Annotated in this window: 17 protein-coding genes and 1 other RNA gene; 12 read left to right on the top strand and 6 right to left on the bottom strand. The window is 36.9% G+C overall.

All coding sequences use genetic code 11. From position 1 onward, the window contains the following. Positions 1-74: 74 nt before the first annotated feature. Complete coding sequence (locus tag WBG45_RS07785) at positions 75-317, top strand: metal-sensitive transcriptional regulator (protein WP_424413523.1); 243 nt, start codon at positions 75-77, stop codon at positions 315-317. A gap of 787 nt (positions 318-1,104) precedes the next feature. Here WBG45_RS07785 and WBG45_RS07780 read toward each other — a convergent pair. Further along, on the bottom strand, positions 1,105-1,311 hold the full coding sequence (locus WBG45_RS07780) for a YheE family protein (protein ID WP_377733633.1): 207 nt from the start codon (positions 1,309-1,311) through the stop codon (positions 1,105-1,107). A 72-nt stretch (positions 1,312-1,383) separates the two neighbouring features. Between WBG45_RS07780 and WBG45_RS07775 the strand changes: the two genes are divergently transcribed. The 4 genes from WBG45_RS07775 (at position 1,384) to WBG45_RS07760 (ending at position 4,213) form a co-directional block, all read left to right on the top strand. Then, positions 1,384-1,773, top strand: a complete 390-nt coding sequence (locus WBG45_RS07775; protein WP_024533930.1) for a ferritin-like domain-containing protein — start codon at positions 1,384-1,386, stop codon at positions 1,771-1,773. A gap of 77 nt (positions 1,774-1,850) precedes the next feature. Beyond that, on the top strand, positions 1,851-2,999 hold the full coding sequence (locus WBG45_RS07770) for a DUF445 domain-containing protein (protein ID WP_424413474.1): 1,149 nt from the start codon (positions 1,851-1,853) through the stop codon (positions 2,997-2,999). Positions 3,000-3,009: 10 nt separating this feature from the next. Continuing rightward, positions 3,010-3,357, top strand: coding sequence for a YlbF family regulator (locus WBG45_RS07765; protein WP_024533932.1), 348 nt, complete (start codon positions 3,010-3,012; stop codon positions 3,355-3,357). A 124-nt stretch (positions 3,358-3,481) separates the two neighbouring features. Continuing rightward, positions 3,482-4,213 carry a hypothetical protein gene (locus tag WBG45_RS07760; protein ID WP_424413472.1) on the top strand — a complete coding sequence of 244 codons (732 nt, stop codon included), beginning with the start codon at positions 3,482-3,484 and terminating at the stop codon, positions 4,211-4,213. 116 nt (positions 4,214-4,329) lie between these two features. On the opposite strand, the gene WBG45_RS07755 is transcribed toward WBG45_RS07760, so the two are convergent. Both WBG45_RS07755 and WBG45_RS07750 read right to left on the bottom strand, forming a co-directional pair. Then, entirely contained in the window at positions 4,330-4,530 is a 201-nt protein-coding gene (locus tag WBG45_RS07755; RefSeq protein WP_108585255.1) for a cold-shock protein, read from the bottom strand. A gap of 377 nt (positions 4,531-4,907) precedes the next feature. Beyond that, positions 4,908-5,249: a hypothetical protein gene (locus tag WBG45_RS07750; protein WP_424413470.1), complete on the bottom strand. Its 342-nt coding sequence runs from the start codon at positions 5,247-5,249 to the stop codon at positions 4,908-4,910. Between the two features lie 186 nt (positions 5,250-5,435). Here WBG45_RS07750 and ssrS point away from each other — a divergent pair. Further along, a non-coding RNA gene (gene ssrS / locus WBG45_RS07745) (6S RNA) lies at positions 5,436-5,632 on the top strand. A 59-nt stretch (positions 5,633-5,691) separates the two neighbouring features. Here the strand turns inward: ssrS and WBG45_RS07740 are convergent. Both WBG45_RS07740 and WBG45_RS07735 read right to left on the bottom strand, forming a co-directional pair. Further along, positions 5,692-5,952, bottom strand: a complete 261-nt coding sequence (locus WBG45_RS07740; protein WP_424413469.1) for a hypothetical protein — start codon at positions 5,950-5,952, stop codon at positions 5,692-5,694. A gap of 59 nt (positions 5,953-6,011) precedes the next feature. Then, positions 6,012-6,671 (bottom strand): CPBP family intramembrane glutamic endopeptidase, encoded by a 660-nt coding sequence (locus WBG45_RS07735; RefSeq protein WP_424413467.1) that lies wholly within the window; start codon positions 6,669-6,671, stop codon positions 6,012-6,014. Between the two features lie 227 nt (positions 6,672-6,898). Here WBG45_RS07735 and WBG45_RS07730 point away from each other — a divergent pair, with 227 nt between their 5' ends. Next, positions 6,899-7,681, top strand: coding sequence for an enoyl-CoA hydratase (locus WBG45_RS07730; protein WP_424413465.1), 783 nt, complete (start codon positions 6,899-6,901; stop codon positions 7,679-7,681). A gap of 81 nt (positions 7,682-7,762) precedes the next feature. Here WBG45_RS07730 and WBG45_RS07725 read toward each other — a convergent pair whose 3' ends face one another. After that, positions 7,763-7,948, bottom strand: coding sequence for a YhzD family protein (locus tag WBG45_RS07725; protein WP_424413463.1), 186 nt, complete (start codon positions 7,946-7,948; stop codon positions 7,763-7,765). 222 nt (positions 7,949-8,170) lie between these two features. On the opposite strand from WBG45_RS07725, the gene WBG45_RS07720 reads away from it, so the two are divergent. The 5 genes from WBG45_RS07720 to yhaM all read left to right on the top strand — a co-directional run bounded on the left by WBG45_RS07720 (position 8,171) and on the right by yhaM (position 16,004). Continuing rightward, positions 8,171-9,070 carry an ABC transporter ATP-binding protein gene (locus WBG45_RS07720; RefSeq protein ID WP_424413461.1) on the top strand — a complete coding sequence of 300 codons (900 nt, stop codon included), beginning with the start codon at positions 8,171-8,173 and terminating at the stop codon, positions 9,068-9,070. Further along, positions 9,063-10,331: an ABC transporter permease gene (locus WBG45_RS07715; RefSeq protein WP_424413459.1), complete on the top strand. Its 1,269-nt coding sequence runs from the start codon at positions 9,063-9,065 to the stop codon at positions 10,329-10,331. The genes WBG45_RS07720 and WBG45_RS07715 overlap by 8 nt, the downstream gene beginning before the upstream one ends. A 613-nt stretch (positions 10,332-10,944) precedes the next feature. Further along, positions 10,945-12,165 carry a metallophosphoesterase family protein gene (locus WBG45_RS07710; RefSeq protein ID WP_424413457.1) on the top strand — a complete coding sequence of 407 codons (1,221 nt, stop codon included), beginning with the start codon at positions 10,945-10,947 and terminating at the stop codon, positions 12,163-12,165. Positions 12,166-12,174: 9 nt separating this feature from the next. Next, on the top strand, positions 12,175-15,069 hold the full coding sequence (locus WBG45_RS07705) for an AAA family ATPase (RefSeq protein ID WP_424413456.1): 2,895 nt from the start codon (positions 12,175-12,177) through the stop codon (positions 15,067-15,069). Continuing rightward, positions 15,066-16,004 carry a 3'-5' exoribonuclease YhaM gene (yhaM, locus tag WBG45_RS07700; protein WP_424413455.1) on the top strand — a complete coding sequence of 313 codons (939 nt, stop codon included), beginning with the start codon at positions 15,066-15,068 and terminating at the stop codon, positions 16,002-16,004. The genes WBG45_RS07705 and yhaM overlap by 4 nt, the downstream gene beginning before the upstream one ends. The last annotated feature ends 217 nt before the right edge of the window (positions 16,005-16,221 follow it).

Here is a 16,221-nt window from a genome sequence, read left to right as displayed (position 1 = left end):
TCTTCCTAAATCAGCTATCTTAAAGGAAGAAGAAATGTTAGTTAGGAGTGAAAATCGTGCGCTATGAAAAAGATATGATGAATCGTTTGAAACGCTTAGAAGGACAAGTAAGGGGCGTTATCAAAATGATGGAAGAAGATAAAGGATGCCGCGATGTAGTCACACAGCTGTCCGCAGTGCGTTCTGCTGCAGATAGAACCATAGGATTAATTGTCGCGAAAAATTTAGAACAATGCATTATTGAAGCTAATGATAAAGGAACTTCTACGGAAGATGCCATTCAAGAAGCAGTTAGTATGTTGGTGAAGAGTAGATAAATAACAAAAAGGGAACTGCCCTAGTCATAATTATGACTAGGGCAGTTCCCTTTTTTAAAAAAGATAAGAAAGTATATAATTTTAGTTCCATAAATCCAGTGTTTCAGGGACAAAAAGATTGATTCATTAATATTGTAGATTTCCGTTTCAAGCGGACGTTTTCCGCGGGGCGGGGGGTGAGCCTCCTCGATCGCTTCGCGATTTGCGGGGTCTCACCTGTCCCGCTGATCCCGCTGGAGTCGCCGCCTTCCACTACAATCCATGAATTGTGTAGTAATCAACAAGGAAATTTATAAATTGCTTATTGCTAAGACACGAATAAATGATTCTAAGTTAAGTTAAGCTAGAGATAGAACTAACCTATAATCCTAGTTGCCATCTATATTAGTTGATTGAAGCGCAGGTGGTGACTTCTGCGGGAATAGCAGATGTTATGTTTTTCTGCACCGAAAGCGAAGCGGCAGGTGCATGAGTTGAAGACCCCGAAGGAAAGATACTGGCCAAGAGCCAGTATCTTTGCGACGAGTAACCGCAGGAGCACATGTTTTGGCAGTGACGAGGAGACTGAAGCCATGCCCGCGAAAAGCGTCCACCGTAGCGGAAATCAACAGGCTACTATGGTTACTCTTCTTAAAAGGACCGGGCGCACTTTGCCCGGTTTTTCTTATTTAGTAGAGGTTGATTTCCGTTCTAACGCACTTCTATGTTTCAAGCAAGCTAAGCAATGCAGAAACAGAAACAGCAAGACCCTATCCGTGATGTCTCTGAGTGAAATCAAAGAACGAGTTTACTCGTAAACATGAAATAGCATTAGTTCGTGAATCATTTTCTTTACAGCTTCTTCATCAGTTGGTTGGGAAGTGCTTGTCCAAGTGATAGTTCCATTTGGCAAATATTCACCGCTATAGCGGGTTTGCTTGTAAAAGAAAGAGAAGGTCCAGCCGGGTAATTGTTTGTTTTCATACATAGGTTTAAAGCTAAAATGTTGCAGCATTAAGTCTGCTCCTTTCATAGGTGAAGACGCACCCGCATACGCTAGGAAAAAGGCGGAAAAGGGAGTGGCCTATTGTTTAATGAACAGCTGAAACAAGCCATTGAAGACGAGTATCATGATTTTTATTTCTATAAATCCTTGCTAAAGTTAACCGAAGATCCGTATTGGCAAAGGTTTATCCAACATGCAGTGGAGGATGAAAAAAGTCATTATGAGATGTTCCAACAACTCCATTATATGCTGACGGGTGAATTTGTACAAAATCCCCCTAAACCTAAACCTGCAACTAATCTTAAGCAAGCAGTAAAAGCATCACTTGAGAAAGAACTGGAAGCAACGGATTTTTACAAAGAAATGCTTTTAACTGTACCAATCCCGGAAGCTTACAATCCCTTATTTATAGCGATGCACGATGAGATGGAACACGCAATCCGATTTTCGACAATGTACAATGCATTATAAATGAAAGGTTTACATTTTTAATAAATTTTCCTTTTCTGTTATAATGGTAAGCAGATTGACAGAAAAAGGTGAACAACTTGAACTTTATATGGACATTGCTTTTCATGGCACTAATAGGTGCATTAATAGGAGGGTATACCAACCACCTTGCAATTAAAATGTTGTTTCGTCCTCACGAAGCAAAATATATTGGTAAATGGAAGGTGCCATTTACGCCTGGGCTTATTCCAAAGAGACGTGATGAATTAGCTAAACAACTTGGTCGAACTGTCGTTGAACATTTACTAACACCGGAAACATTTAAAAGACGATTCTTTTCAAATGAGATGCGAGGCAAAGCAGAGTTGTGGATTCAAGGGCAACTTACTAAACATTTGTTTGAGTCAGAGATGACCTTAAAACAATGGTTGTCAAAAGCTGGTGTTGAGAATGTACCAGGTCGTTTAGAAGGGAAAATGGATTCAATACTCGATGAGCAGATGGCATCGCTCGAATCAAGATTCGCGTCCAAAACGGTACGAGAGCTTGCACCTGAGCAATGGCAACAACAAGCTGAAGAACGTATTCCTGAAATTGCTACCTATATGATTGACAAAGGGGAAGCGTACTTTGCATCAGAAGAAGGACGTAAAACCGTAAAACGATTAATTGATGATTTTCTAGCTTCTAAAGGAACATTTGGAAACATGATTCAAATGTTTATGGGTGAATCGTCGACAATTGTCGATCGTGTACAGCCAGAGATACAAAAATTCTTGCATGCTCCAGGGACAGCTGAACTTCTTGAAAATGTGATTCGTGGAGAATGGGAGAAATTAAAAGATCGACCATTAAATGAATTGATTGGTGGATTTGATTACCAGCCATTATTAACGCAGATTAAATTGTATTTGAAACAGGAGTTAGCTGTTGAAAAACGTCTCAATGGTACGTTACAATCGTATTGGAAAGACGGTGCAAGCTGGGCGTCACGAAATCTAACACCAAAATTAACAGATTTTGTTTTTACACAAGGTGAAATCAAGCTAGAAGAGACAATTCAACGATTAAAGTTGGAAGAAATGGTAGCAGAGCAGGTTGATACCTTCCCAGTCGAACGACTAGAAGATTTAGTATTAGGCATCTCAAGGAAAGAATTTAAAATGATAACTGTACTAGGCGCGGTCCTTGGTGGATTGATTGGTTTAATCCAAGGTGGAATCGTGTACTTAATGAATATGATTTAGGAGTGAGCACATGACGGTAAACATTTATGACGATATTAATCGTTTAGAGAACACATTTAGAAATACAACTGAATTTGCAGCTGTACAACAAGCAGTGACAGAGGTTAAAAATGATGAACAAGCACTTGCTTTGTTCAAGAGCTTTCGTGACTTGCAACTGACGTTACAACAAAAACAAATGCAGGGTGAAGAGATTTCAGGTGAAGAAATTGAGTACGCTCAAAAAACGGCGCAACTCGCACAAGCAAATCCTAAGATTGAAAAAATGCTTCAAGCCGAAATGGCGCTTAGTGGTCTCGTTGAAGAAGTAAACCGTGTATTGATGAAACCCGTTCAATCATTATATGAAGGAATTTAAACCAGCCCAGTGCTGGTTTTTCTTTTTGAGGAAAATAGATAAATAAATAGTTGTTGAAATGGATATTCTTAATGAAAAAGGGTATTCACATTAATATAGATTGCTTCGAAGGGTTGGCTTTGTAATGACACTTATTACGTTTTTATTCACTATTGGTCTTATGTCTGTTCATATTTTTTCGAAAAAACTGGATTTTTTGCACTCTGATAAAAGACAGCGATTTCTCTCACTTTCTTCAGGGGTGGCAGTCGCTTATGTATTTGTCCTTTTACTACCAGAGTTAAATACCTATCAAAAGATGTTAGAAAATACACTTGATAATAAAATCTTGATTTTGCTCGAAGATCATATTTATATGATGGCGATGTTTGGCCTAGTGGTTTTTTATTGTTTAGAATTAATTGTAAGGAAGATGAAACATGTAAATAAAACTGCAGAAGACGAAGAAGCTTCTATGAGGATTTTTCAAATACATATAGGCATGTTCTTTGTTTACAATGCGATTATTGGCTATTTACTTGTGAAAGGGGAGTATGATGGGGTTTTAGGTCTTTCCTTTTACTTTATAGCAATGGCAGTACACTTTCTTACAAATGATTGGAGTTTAAGAGAATCACATAAAGATGTATACGATCGATACGGAAGATGGTTACTGTCAATAGCGGTTCTTTTTGGATGGGCTGTAGGTAGATTTTCTGGTATTCCAGAAGTTATGGTATCGCTTTTAGCTGCTTTTATTGCAGGAGCGATCATATTAAACGTCATGAAAGAAGAGCTCCCTGAAGATCGTCAAAATAGCCTGAGAGCGTTTTTACTAGGCGTTGTGTTCTTTACTATACTGATTTTATTTATTTGAAACATTGGAAAGTCGCTGATATAAAGACCACTGCTAAGAAATTGAGCAGTGGTCTTTATAATTTTGGTCAAATAAAAAACAGACTCTACAAAGTAGAGTCTGTTTGAAAGTTAAAATTAAGCTTTGTTTACGTTTGAAGCTTGAGCTCCACGAGCGCCTTGCTCAACGTCGAAAGTTACTTTTTGACCTTCGTCTAAAGATTTGAAGCCTTCACTTTGGATTGCTGAGAAATGTACGAATACATCGTCCCCATTTTCACGCTCGATAAAACCAAAACCTTTTTCTGCATTAAACCATTTTACTGTACCTTGTTCCATTTTTGTTGCCTCCTAGTGTGAAATTCACACAATGTAATACTATCCCTGCCCAAAGTGATCATTAAGACGATAAGTTTGAAACGTATACTAATCTTTTACACCGACAAAAATAATTCTTCTTTATCATAGCACCTAATTCCAAGATTAGCAAATGATTTGTTTTACTCAAAAAAATAACACTTTGATAACTTTATAAAAGTATTTCAATTAGACAGTAATCACGTGACAAATGCCTTCTTTTTAATTAGCTCTGTTGTTCCATTTGCGCTATACGAAACTGTCCTCTTTCTATTGTACTTAAAATTAATCGCATTGTTTACCAATATTTTCTCTTATAGAATTTAAGTGTTTCTTCTATAAAAGGGATATAGGTGTCATTAATATAAAGTCTTTGGCAATTCACTTTTTAATCTATACACCAAATACTTTCCGATGAATAAGCAGATTAACGAAATATAAATAAACACTTGGGCCGATTCTTCATTGAAAACCGCTTTGTTATTGAACAATCCAAAATGAATTAACAGTTGGACAGCATAAAAAAATAAAAATCCTACAAATCCATTAATTGAAAGGTTGTAACCAAGAACTAATTTCTTTGATGTCGTTTTAATTTGTTTTAAATCATATTCACGATCTTTTAATTGCGATTTCAAACCTAATGAAAACAATAGAAATACGGCTAACACGCTTATTACTGTGAAAAAGTTTTCAATCATTCATAATCACTCATTCCTTTTAAGTTAGGTTGGTCTCAACGACAATGCTAAAAAAAATTCAACGACAAGGAATCAGTAGCCAAATTTATTCAAAATGATAACGAATCATTGAAGTATTTAATAAAAAATCATATAAGAGGACAAAATTACCATTGAAAGTAAAAATCAAATGCTGTAAGATACTCATACAAGCTGCATTGTACGTAATGATATTAAGTTTTAACCTTTAATCTGTAACAGGGAGTTTTTATAGAATCTGGAATGGCATGCCTCATTCATTTTATTATCAATGAGGACAAACAGGATAGTTTCTGCGAGCACCCACTTTGAGAAGTGGTGGTCTAAAACTTTCTTATTCAATTTACGGCAAAGGCGGCTTTTAAACTTTTAATTCAAAGACCAGTTCCTTCGGGAGTTGGTCTTTTTTTGTGAATTTTTTTTGCTACGCCGCTTTCTTAACGCCATACATAGATCTTAATAGTAGATAAAAATCGATGATTGCACCAATGAATGAATACAGAAACGTATTTGAAACATCGACGGTACCGAAAGCTACATTATTTTGGAGTGAGACGCTGTTTTGATTGATGGACAGATTTGGTTTGTCAGTTAAGGTCTTTATCAGTCCAACTAATCCAACCACTAAAAAATAGATTAGATGAATAATAAGGGAAGCGACAAATGCTTGTATTAAAATTTTCATAGAAACATCCTTTCTTAATAAGTACTTTACGTATAAAAAAGGAAAATGTTTCAATTAATTCACATGAGATAATGCAAGTAGACAAAAATGATACCGATATCAGCGAGTGTATGACTAATGATAGGAGCTATAATTGATGAAAGTCTTACTCTAAAATATCCCCAAAGTAAGCCTGCAAAGAAAATAGGGATTGTGGCAATGATGCTAAATGGCATGTCGAATAGTGGAATTAAGACTAACATATGATAGAGTGCATAAAAAAAAGATGTTAGAATGACGCTTTTCGTTACCCCTAACCTGTCAAAATAACGCTTGTACATAAATTCACGCCAGTACAATTCCTCTAATATTGGATTAATGAAGCTTAAAACTAAAATAAATAACCAAACCTTTGTACCGCTGAAACCCCACTGAATAAGTAGTTTTGATAGACGATTCATATCAAATAAGTGCCCTTGTACCAACGCGACAGAGGTATATATGGAAAGCAAACAAATAACGCCACTTATAACGCCAACTAATAAAGGTTTTACTGCCATCCCGTTTTTTATGGAACGTACAAACGCTTCTTTAATACTAGAATGTTTTATATATGTAATTAATGGAATAAAAAATAACCAGCAATAAAATAAGAGAAACGTCATAGGAATGGACTCTAAATAGCTAAGTCCGATAAAAATCATAACAGTTGGACCAAATAAATAGATAACGTTCTTCATAATACCCTCCTGGTTAATCGTTCATATCTTCTTAGTATTGGGTCCTTCGTGATTGAATATTCATACTAAATAACGGATTTTGGAAATCTAGATAAATGCTATTAGATGGTTAAATCTCATATCATATTTACGTCGTATGAATAAATTAACGAATTTAAAGGGATTTACAAAAGGACTCTCGAATATAATCTTATGAATGACTATTCACTCGGAAAGAGGTGTCTATAATGACATTTGAAACATTAACTATGGAAAAGAACGGTCGATTAGCAACTTTAACATTGAATAGACCACAAAGCATGAATGCGATGAATGGAACTATGATGAAGGAAATTGCGGAAGCTCTAGAAGAATTACATGAAGATAAAGAGTTACAAGTTTTATTGATTAAAGGAGAAGGACGGGCATTCTCAGCTGGTGGTGATATAAAAGCGATGATGGATCCAACAAATCCGTTAGATATTGATACAGTAATGGTGGATGTTTCTCGATTAGCAAAAGCGCTTTATACGCTTCCAATGATAACGATTGCATCTGTACATGGAGCTGCTGCAGGTTTAGGTTTTAGTCTTGTTCTAGGCTGTGATGTGGTTGTAGCTGAAGAAAATAGTAAACTTGCTATGAACTTCATAGGTATTGGTTTAGTCCCGGATGGTGCAGGACATTTCTTCTTAAAAGAACGTGTAGGAATTCCGAAAGCGAAACAATTGATTTGGTCTGGGAAAGTATTAAATGGTCATGATGCTTTAGCATTAGGATTAATTGATGAGGTAACAGCTGAAGGCAGAGCTTATGAGCAAGCGGAAGTTGTGGCCGCAAGATTCTTATCATCTCCGCTTAAGGCGATGATTGCCTCTAAACAAATATTACATACCCAAAACGTTCATGAGTTAGAGCGTGTTTTAGCACTAGAAAGTTCATCTCAGTCTGCAATGCGACGATCGAAAGATCACTTAGAAGGTATTCAAGCATTTGTAGAAAAACGTAAACCGAGTTTTAAAGGGCATTAATTGAAAAGTCTGCTACAGCGAATGATCGCCATAGCAGACTTTTTTTGGTTATAATTGTTAAAAGGAATCTGACTTTTAAAGTTAACTATGAAAAAGGATGAGTTTTCCAGCAGTGTTTACTAATCGATGGGTCATATTCGTAAAATCTTTTTCATCAATCATATCTTGGCCTTTTGCTTTTGCTTCATCGTCAGATTCGAAATTCCATGTTTCTTCAAGAATTAATTTTCCTGTTTGTTCAAATGCTGTGAATTTATAAGGTTTCATAAATGTCCAACCTTTCTGAAGTGAATGTATGTTCATTATACAAGTTTTCAAAACAAAAAAATAGGTTGAAAGGCAGCTAGACAACCAAGCCTAAATAAAAGGATTAGTTAATTATTGTTATGACTAAAGAACAACCGATTTATTCGGTATAGATTCTCGAATAAGTTAGTGTCTTTGAATAGTAGTATAGTTGTCGAGATAAAATTTATTAGGAGTGGAAATATGACATTACAAATTGAACATGTAACAAAGAAATTTGGTGATTTCTCAGCTGTTCGTGACTTAAACATGACTGTTCAGCAAGGAAGTATGTATGGATTTTTAGGAGCAAATGGTGCCGGGAAGACTACTACATTTCGCATGATACTTGGGTTACTCGATCCAACAGAAGGGGCTATCACTTGGAATGGAAAACCCATTACGTATGCGAATAGTTCACATATCGGATACTTACCTGAGGAACGAGGTTTATATCCGAAAATGAAGGTAGAAGATCAATTGGTTTATTTAGGCCAGCTTCGTGGCATGAAGAAAAACGATGCGAAAATCGCATCAAATGAGTGGCTGAAACGTTTTGAAGTGCCGCACTTTGCACACAAAAAAGTGGAAGAATTGTCTAAAGGAAACCAACAAAAAATTCAACTTATAGCATCTCTCGTTCATAAGCCATCCTTAATCATTTTAGATGAGCCATTTAGTGGACTAGATCCAGTCAATGTGGAAATGTTGAAGAAAGCTATATTGGATATTCAAAAAGAAGGAGCAACCATTGTATTCTCTAGTCATCGAATGGATCATGTGGAAGAATTGTGTGAGCAAATGTGTATCATGCATCACGGAGAAGCAATTGTCAGTGGCTCATTACGTGAAGTGAAACGTGGATTTGGACGTCAAAATGTGAGAATAAAAGCAGACTTTGACCTTTCTTTCTTAAAGGGAATGGAAGGTGTGAATTCGTTTAATCCTTCTATTGAAGGTGGACTCTTTCAAATTTCAGACGAACGAACCGCACATGAACTTTTGCGAACAGCATTAACAAAAGGTGATATTCGTTATTTTGCAATTGAAGAACCATCCCTTCAAGACATTTTCATTGAAAAGGTGGGGAAAGAACATGCGTGATTTTTGGACGATATTTAAACAGTCTTTCTGGACTAAAGTGAAAACTAAATCCTTCGTCATCACCACCATAATCGTGGTAGCCGGAATTTTCTTAATGGCAAACCTTTCTAGTATTATTTCAAAAGTTCAAGAGGTTGGGGTCTTTGGAGACGGAACAGACAAGGATACCATTTATGTAATTGATGATAGTGGTAGTCTAATGGCACAACTGCAGGAACAGTTGGACGCAAAAGACAGTGATTTAACATTGAAATCGACAACTGAACCCGTTCAAGAGTTAGAGAAGCAAGTGAAGGATGAAAAAATTACGAGTTTTCTTGTTTTACAATTAAATGATTCTGATACTATTCAAGCAACGTACACGTCTAAGAATGCCAATGCGATCGAGCAACCTATGACTCTTCGTGAAGCGCTACAAAACGTACAAACGAACCTTAAAGCGAATTCTTTAGAACTTACAGGAGAAGAAGTTGCTCAGTTATTTGCACCAATTCAATTCGAGCAAGATGCCGTTAGTGCTTCTTCTAAATCGGAAGAGGAATTAAGCGAAGCACGTGGGCTGGTTTATGTCTTAATCTTCGTGATTTATTTCGCCGTGCTTTACTATTCAAATATGATTGCGATGGAAGTAGCGACAGAGAAATCTTCACGAGTAATGGAAATCATCATTTCAAGTGTATCACCGGTTAAACATATGTTTGCTAAAATTGCGGGAGTTGGAACTCTTGGTTTATTGCAAATCGTCTTATTTGGATTGGCCGGTTTTGTTGCATTGAAAACGAGCTCGTCAGACTTAACGTCCGGAGTGTTTTCTTTCTTCGGTTTCTCAAACGTTAGTGTAAGCACGATGATATTTGCCGTTGTGTTCTTTTTATTAGGATACTTCCTATATGCGACTCTTGCAGCGTTACTTGGCTCTCTCGTAAGTAGAACGGAAGATGTGCAACAACTATTACTACCGATGACTTTCATCATTTTAATCGCATCATTTATTGCGTTTACAGGACTTGGTAATCCAGAGGCAACTTATGTTCAATATGCATCATATTTCCCATTCTTTACTCCTTTGGTGATGTTCTTGCGTGTAGGAATGCTAGAATTGCCACTTTGGGAACCGGTGCTGGGTATTAGTATATTATTAATAACGATTTTTATCTTAGGGTGGTTTGGATCACGTGTATATCGTGGTGGCGTGTTAATGTATGGCGCATCTCAATCGTTGAAAGACATTAAAAAGGCAATACAATTAGGCAAGAAATAGAATGTTGAGCGAGGCATATATTGCCTCGTTTTTTTATTTTTAGGTGAGTAGAACTAAACGGTAATGCTGTTATCGTAATAGCTTTTCGCAGCCTCACGTTCCGCATGAGCCTACAAGTAGGAAAACCATATACTTGTGTGACTCATTCTTCAAAGAGCTGCTTCTGCGGTTACTCGTCGCAAAGAATACTGGCGCCAAAATACTCTAATTAAGACAATTTCATAAATACCTTTTGATGGATAATACAAGTTGAAGGGTATCCCTTTGAATTTGTTAACAATTAATTGATTGGAGTGGAGGGCGGCGACTCCGGCGGGAAAAGTGCGTCCACGTGTGACCCCACAGTGAGCGGAGTGAACGAGGAGGCACACGGACCACCCGCGGAAAGCGTCCGCCTGGAACGGAAATCGACAGAATCTCTGTTTAAAGAAACTTCGTGTTTTCATCCGGTTTTATGAATGATGAAATAATTTCACTTCTATAACAATAAACTTCTTTGACATAGACAATAGTAAAGAAAAGTTTAACAATTTAAGACTTCGCTCAGATAGTAATTTACCATTTCAAATGATAAAATAAGAACAAGTATTCGATTATTGAAGGAGGGTCCCGTATGACATCCATTCGCTTTTTTCACGTAGCTGACTTGCATCTAGGTAGTCCATTTAAAGGAATTACGTCGATGCCAGATCACCAATTAAAAACTCTTCGGAATAGCACGTTCGATGCCTTTCAAACACTTATTCAATCTGCTGTCCAAGAAAAACCGGATTTCATTCTGGTCGTAGGCGATATATACGACGGGGAAGATCGCAGCTTACGAGCGCAACATAAATTCCAACAAGGAATGGAAGTATTAAATGAACATCAAATTCCGGTATTTATTTGTCATGGCAATCATGATCATCTTGGTGGCAAGTGGACGCGCTTTCAACTGTCTTCAAATGTTCATGTTTTTCAAAAGAAGACAGAAAAGGTTCATATTCGGATTCGACAGCAAGATATTTATATAAGTGGATTTAGTTATAAAGAACGTCACGTTAAAGAATCCATGATTTCTTCTTATTCAGAAGCAAATGACAAAGAAGCAATTCATATTGGCATGTTACATGGTAGTTTGGCTGGAGATAAAACACATGACGTGTATGCACCATTCACAAAAGATGAACTTATAAGTAAAAATTATGATTACTGGGCACTTGGTCATATTCACAAAAGACAAGTTTTACACATGGAGCCACCAATTGTGTATTCAGGTAATATTCAAAGTCGTCATCGCAATGAAAAGGGTCCTAAAGGATTTTATGATGTTACCCTTACGAAAGGCGATGCACAGCTAACGTTTATTCCGACATCTGCGATTATTTATGATCAAGTTATATGTCCGTGTAACGATATCGTTCATGCTAATGAATGGTTTGAAGTGATTGAAGTAGCGATTGAACAATTCCGCAGTAAATATGGAGCGGGTGTTTTAGAGGTTAAGTTAACTGAAGTCAATGCAAATACGTTGGCAATGCTTGATGGTACTCCAATGGATGAGTGGCTATCAATGGTTCGAGAAACCCAAGAAATGAGAGATCCTTTAATTTGGGTGCAGTCTATTTCAATGGAAACTTCAAAAACTATTGATATGGAATCGAGTGGATTAACAGATAATGTGATTTCAGTAATGGGAAATTGGGACACTAAAGATTGGAAAGAAATAGTTAGAGATGTTTATCAACACCCAAGGATGAGTAGATTTATGGAAACATTAACTGAAGAAGACTATAAGACTATTGGTAGAAAAGCCAGTGAATTCATACAAAAAGAGCTTGTAGTAAAGGAGTGATAACCAAACATGCGAATAAATAAACTCGTGATTTATGGTTTTGGACAGCACGAAGATACTACGATTGAACTGAAAAATAGGATGAATGTATTTTTCGGATGGAATGAGGCAGGTAAGACCACCATCCAACAGTTTTTACTATCAGTGCTGTTTGGGTTTCCACTTCGAAATCAAGGATTACTTAGATACGAACCAAAAGGAGGAGGTAGGCATGGTGGACAAGTACATATTACTCATCCGGAATTCGGAAAAGTAGTCATTGAACGGGTCAAGGGGAAATCTGCAGGGGACGTAACCGTATACTTTGATGACGGGACAAGAGGCGAAGAAGAAGCTTTGAAAAAAGTGCTTTATCACTATGATCGTGTTTCGTTCGAGTCGATTTTCTCGTTCTCAATTCATCAATTACAAAACTTTGACAAAATGACGGAAGAAGAATTAAGCAGAACACTCCTCGCTTCGGGTACAACTGGAGTCGATGCCATTACGAAAATGGAACAACGCGCTACAAAAGAAATGAACACTTTATTTAAGAAGTCAGGGAAAATTCCGGAAATGAACGTGAAAATAGAAGAAATTCGAACACTTGAGCAAACATTAAAAGAAGCTAGAATAAAACTTGATCAGTATGAGCCTACTATTTTACGCATATCTGAAATAGACCAGCAACTTGTCTCCTTGAAAACAGAAGAGCATTTACTTCAAAAAAAGAGTGAGCGATATGCCAAGTATCGCCAAGCAAAACCTTTGATCGAACAAAAACTACAACTAGAATCAAAACTTTCTGCAATAGGTCAACCATCATTTCCTGGAGATGGAATCCGACGATATGAAGCTTTAAAAGTTCGCGTACAAGAGCTCCACATTCAAATCATGCAACTTCAACAAGATATTTTAAAAGTAGAGCAACATACAAATGGCATAGACCATTCTAATCGGTTAAAAGAAATGGAAGACTTGTTGTCAAAAGAAACAGAATGGCATCATTGGAATCTTCGGAAACAACAGTTGTCCAACGAGTTAGAACAATTGAAACTAGACAGACAACAACAAGCTCGGTTGCTCGGCATTAAGGACGAGAACCACTTCAACCTGGTAATGGAAATGGATATGTCCCTTCAAAAAGAAGAGCACTTCCAACAAGTCATGCTGCGTTTGCAACAATCAGAAGAAAGCATTCGTTTTGAGATGCAGAGTCTTGAACGTTTGGAAATTGAAAGTGAAGATATTGTGAGGAAGCTTAACCAACTTAAGGCATCAGCTCCAAGTGAAGCAGATGAGCAACAGGTTGGAAAACTGCAAAATTTGATAAGGCAATTAGCAGAATTAAAAGCACTCCAACAAGTTTACAAAGAACCAACAACGCAAAAAACAAATACCCAATTTATTGTAAGTGCGCTTATTTTAATAACTTCTCTAATTGGAGCTATTTCTTTAAGTAATTGGGGAATCGCGATTGGAGGTATTCTATTAGCCGGCGTAATATATATTTTAATGAGTCGGATGAGTAAACCAACTACCGGAAAACAGCAGAAGGATTATAGTGGAGAAATAGCTTCCCTTGAACAACGACTGTCAAAGACTGAACAGTTAGCTGAACAAGTAAGATTATTTAACGATCGACTCTTGCAGCTCAATGAGCAAAGACAAGACAAAAAACAAATAGCTTTGAAACTTGACCAAAACTTATTAGCTTTTAATCGGAAACGCGATGAAGCTCAAGAATTACTAAACCAATTTTTAAAGCTGCATGGATTTGATAGTTTATTACAGCCGCAATTGTTTCCTGAACTTTTTAAACGAATTCGACAAATACAAGAAATTCACCAGCAAATTTCTAGAAAGTCACTGGAGTACGATTCAATTACAAATCAAATTCTTGTCCGACTTACGATTATGGAAAAAGTTACGGGCAAATCGCTCTCTGTAGAATCTGCTTATAGATCTTTAAGAGATGCGGCTAATTCTCATAAAGAGAGTGAAAAAGAGCAAGAACATGCGCAAATGAAACGAAAAGAATGGATATTGCAATTGAATGAGAAACAACAATTATTTGATACTCAGTCAGAAGAAGTGCAATTGTTGTGGAATGAAGCTGAGGTTAGAGATGAATCTGCATTTTATAAAGCAGACAGTGCATTTAGAGAAAAGCAATCTCTTCAACATGATTTAATAGCGATTGAGGCTCAGTTGGATACGATTGGTGAAATTCATTTAGCAACTGAAGATGAACAAGAACAGCATTTATCCTCAGAACAACTTCATGAGCAATCAGAAAATCTACTTAAAACGCGCAATGAGCTATTAGAGGAAAAAGCATCACTAAAACAGCAAACGAATTTTATGTTGAGTGACGAAAGTTATGGTCAAACTCTACAGCAATTTGAGCAAAAGAAGGCGGAACTTGCAGAACTCGCTCACAAATGGTCTGTCAATAAAGCTATTACTGAAGCAATTAATCAAACGATGTATAACTTGAAAGAGAAGCGTCTTCCATTTGTTCTGAATAAAGCGCAACAATTCTTTCATCTTTTAACGAAAGGTCGCTATGATTCGTTGGAGGTAAATGAAGAGGGAATTTTTGAAGCAGTCAATCCACATGGTATTCGTTTTCGAATTGCCGAACTAAGTCAAGCAACGAAAGAACAAGCATATATTTCATTACGCTTTGCCTTGGCGGAATCTCTAGTAAACACGATACCATTACCAATTGTTATGGATGATCCATTTGTCCATTTTGATCGTTTTCGAGTGAAACAAATGGTACAATTAATGACAGATTTAGAAAACAATCATCAGTTTTTATACTTTACTTGTCATGAAGATATGACAACAATTTGGCCGAAAGCGCACATCATTGATGTCGCAGCATTGCAAAACGAAAGGAGTGTGCCATCTATATGAAACGTATTACAGAATTAGCGGTAGGAGAAGCTGTAGACCACTTTCTATTAATTAAACAATCTACCAAAGCATTTACTACTACAGGTAATAAATTTATGACACTCATTTTACAAGATAAAAGTGGAGATATTGAAGCAAAGCTATGGGACACAACGGAAGAACATGAAACGTTATATCATGCTGAGGCAATTGTCCGAGTAGGCGGAGAAATTCAACATTATAGAGGCAAGAACCAGTTGCGAATAAAGAGCATTCGTGTTGTAAAAGAAGATGAGGGAATTTCATTATCAGATTTAGTTCCATCTGCTGAAAAAGCAAAAGAAGTATTATTTGAGGAATTAATGCAATTTTTCTTCGAAATGAAGAATCCCGCCATTCAACGAATTACTCGACACTTGTTGAAAAAACATCAAGCTGCTATTATGACATATCCTGCCGCTACTAAAAATCACCATGACTATGTTTCGGGATTAATAGACCATGTAGTATCTATGTTGAAACTAGGTAAGTCGTTATGTGATTTGTATCCATCATTAAACAAAGATTTACTATATGCTGGTATCATACTGCATGATGTTGGAAAAGTTACGGAGCTATCTGGTCCTATTGCAACCTCTTATACGATTGAAGGAAATTTACTAGGCCATATAACAATTATGGTTAATGAAATTTCTAAGGCAGCAGAAGAATTGCAAATAGTAGGAGAAGAAGTCATGCTTCTTCAACACATGGTGTTGTCTCATCATGGTAAAGAAGAGTGGGGAAGCCCTAAAAAGCCAATGCTACGCGAAGCTGAAATGCTTCACTACATTGATAATATTGATGCGAAGATGAACATGCTAGATCGTGCATTAAATAAAACAAATCCTGGTGAATTTTCTGAGCGATTATTCCCGCTAGACAATCGTTCATTCTACAAACCAACATTTGAATAAGAAAAGCAGAAAAGCCTACTCAAGCTCGACTCCGACGAATGAAAATCTAACAAATCTTGTCACAACGTTTTCTTGACCCAAATTCAGCTCCACCAAGCAGTGCAATATGCCTGCCTGGCGGAGCTGTCCAGTTAGACGGGTACACTATAAAGCGCGGAATAATATTAGGTACTTTAAACTAAACGAAACAATACAAAAAGGCGCTCCCAAATGGGAA

The organism is Paenisporosarcina sp., assembly GCF_049671445.1.
Taxonomy (GTDB): domain Bacteria; phylum Bacillota; class Bacilli; order Bacillales_A; family Planococcaceae; genus Paenisporosarcina.
This window is presented reverse-complemented; position numbering and strand designations above follow the sequence as displayed.

What these genes read in the sequence shown, in the direction of transcription:
- WBG45_RS07785 (WP_424413523.1), top strand. Translation starts at nt 75, where the DNA reads ATGATGAATCGTTTGAAACGCTTAGAAGGACAAGTAAGGGGCGTTATC.
- WBG45_RS07780 (WP_377733633.1), bottom strand. Translation starts at nt 1,311, where the DNA reads ATGCTGCAACATTTTAGCTTTAAACCTATGTATGAAAACAAACAATTA.
- WBG45_RS07765 (WP_024533932.1), top strand. Translation starts at nt 3,010, where the DNA reads ATGACGGTAAACATTTATGACGATATTAATCGTTTAGAGAACACATTT.
- WBG45_RS07760 (WP_424413472.1), top strand. Translation starts at nt 3,482, where the DNA reads ATGACACTTATTACGTTTTTATTCACTATTGGTCTTATGTCTGTTCAT.
- WBG45_RS07755 (WP_108585255.1), bottom strand. Translation starts at nt 4,530, where the DNA reads ATGGAACAAGGTACAGTAAAATGGTTTAATGCAGAAAAAGGTTTTGGT.
- WBG45_RS07750 (WP_424413470.1), bottom strand. Translation starts at nt 5,249, where the DNA reads ATGATTGAAAACTTTTTCACAGTAATAAGCGTGTTAGCCGTATTTCTA.
- WBG45_RS07740 (WP_424413469.1), bottom strand. Translation starts at nt 5,952, where the DNA reads ATGAAAATTTTAATACAAGCATTTGTCGCTTCCCTTATTATTCATCTA.
- WBG45_RS07735 (WP_424413467.1), bottom strand. Translation starts at nt 6,671, where the DNA reads ATGAAGAACGTTATCTATTTATTTGGTCCAACTGTTATGATTTTTATC.
- WBG45_RS07730 (WP_424413465.1), top strand. Translation starts at nt 6,899, where the DNA reads ATGACATTTGAAACATTAACTATGGAAAAGAACGGTCGATTAGCAACT.
- WBG45_RS07725 (WP_424413463.1), bottom strand. Translation starts at nt 7,948, where the DNA reads ATGAAACCTTATAAATTCACAGCATTTGAACAAACAGGAAAATTAATT.
- WBG45_RS07720 (WP_424413461.1), top strand. Translation starts at nt 8,171, where the DNA reads ATGACATTACAAATTGAACATGTAACAAAGAAATTTGGTGATTTCTCA.
- WBG45_RS07715 (WP_424413459.1), top strand. Translation starts at nt 9,063, where the DNA reads ATGCGTGATTTTTGGACGATATTTAAACAGTCTTTCTGGACTAAAGTG.
- WBG45_RS07710 (WP_424413457.1), top strand. Translation starts at nt 10,945, where the DNA reads ATGACATCCATTCGCTTTTTTCACGTAGCTGACTTGCATCTAGGTAGT.
- WBG45_RS07705 (WP_424413456.1), top strand. Translation starts at nt 12,175, where the DNA reads ATGCGAATAAATAAACTCGTGATTTATGGTTTTGGACAGCACGAAGAT.
- yhaM (WP_424413455.1), top strand. Translation starts at nt 15,066, where the DNA reads ATGAAACGTATTACAGAATTAGCGGTAGGAGAAGCTGTAGACCACTTT.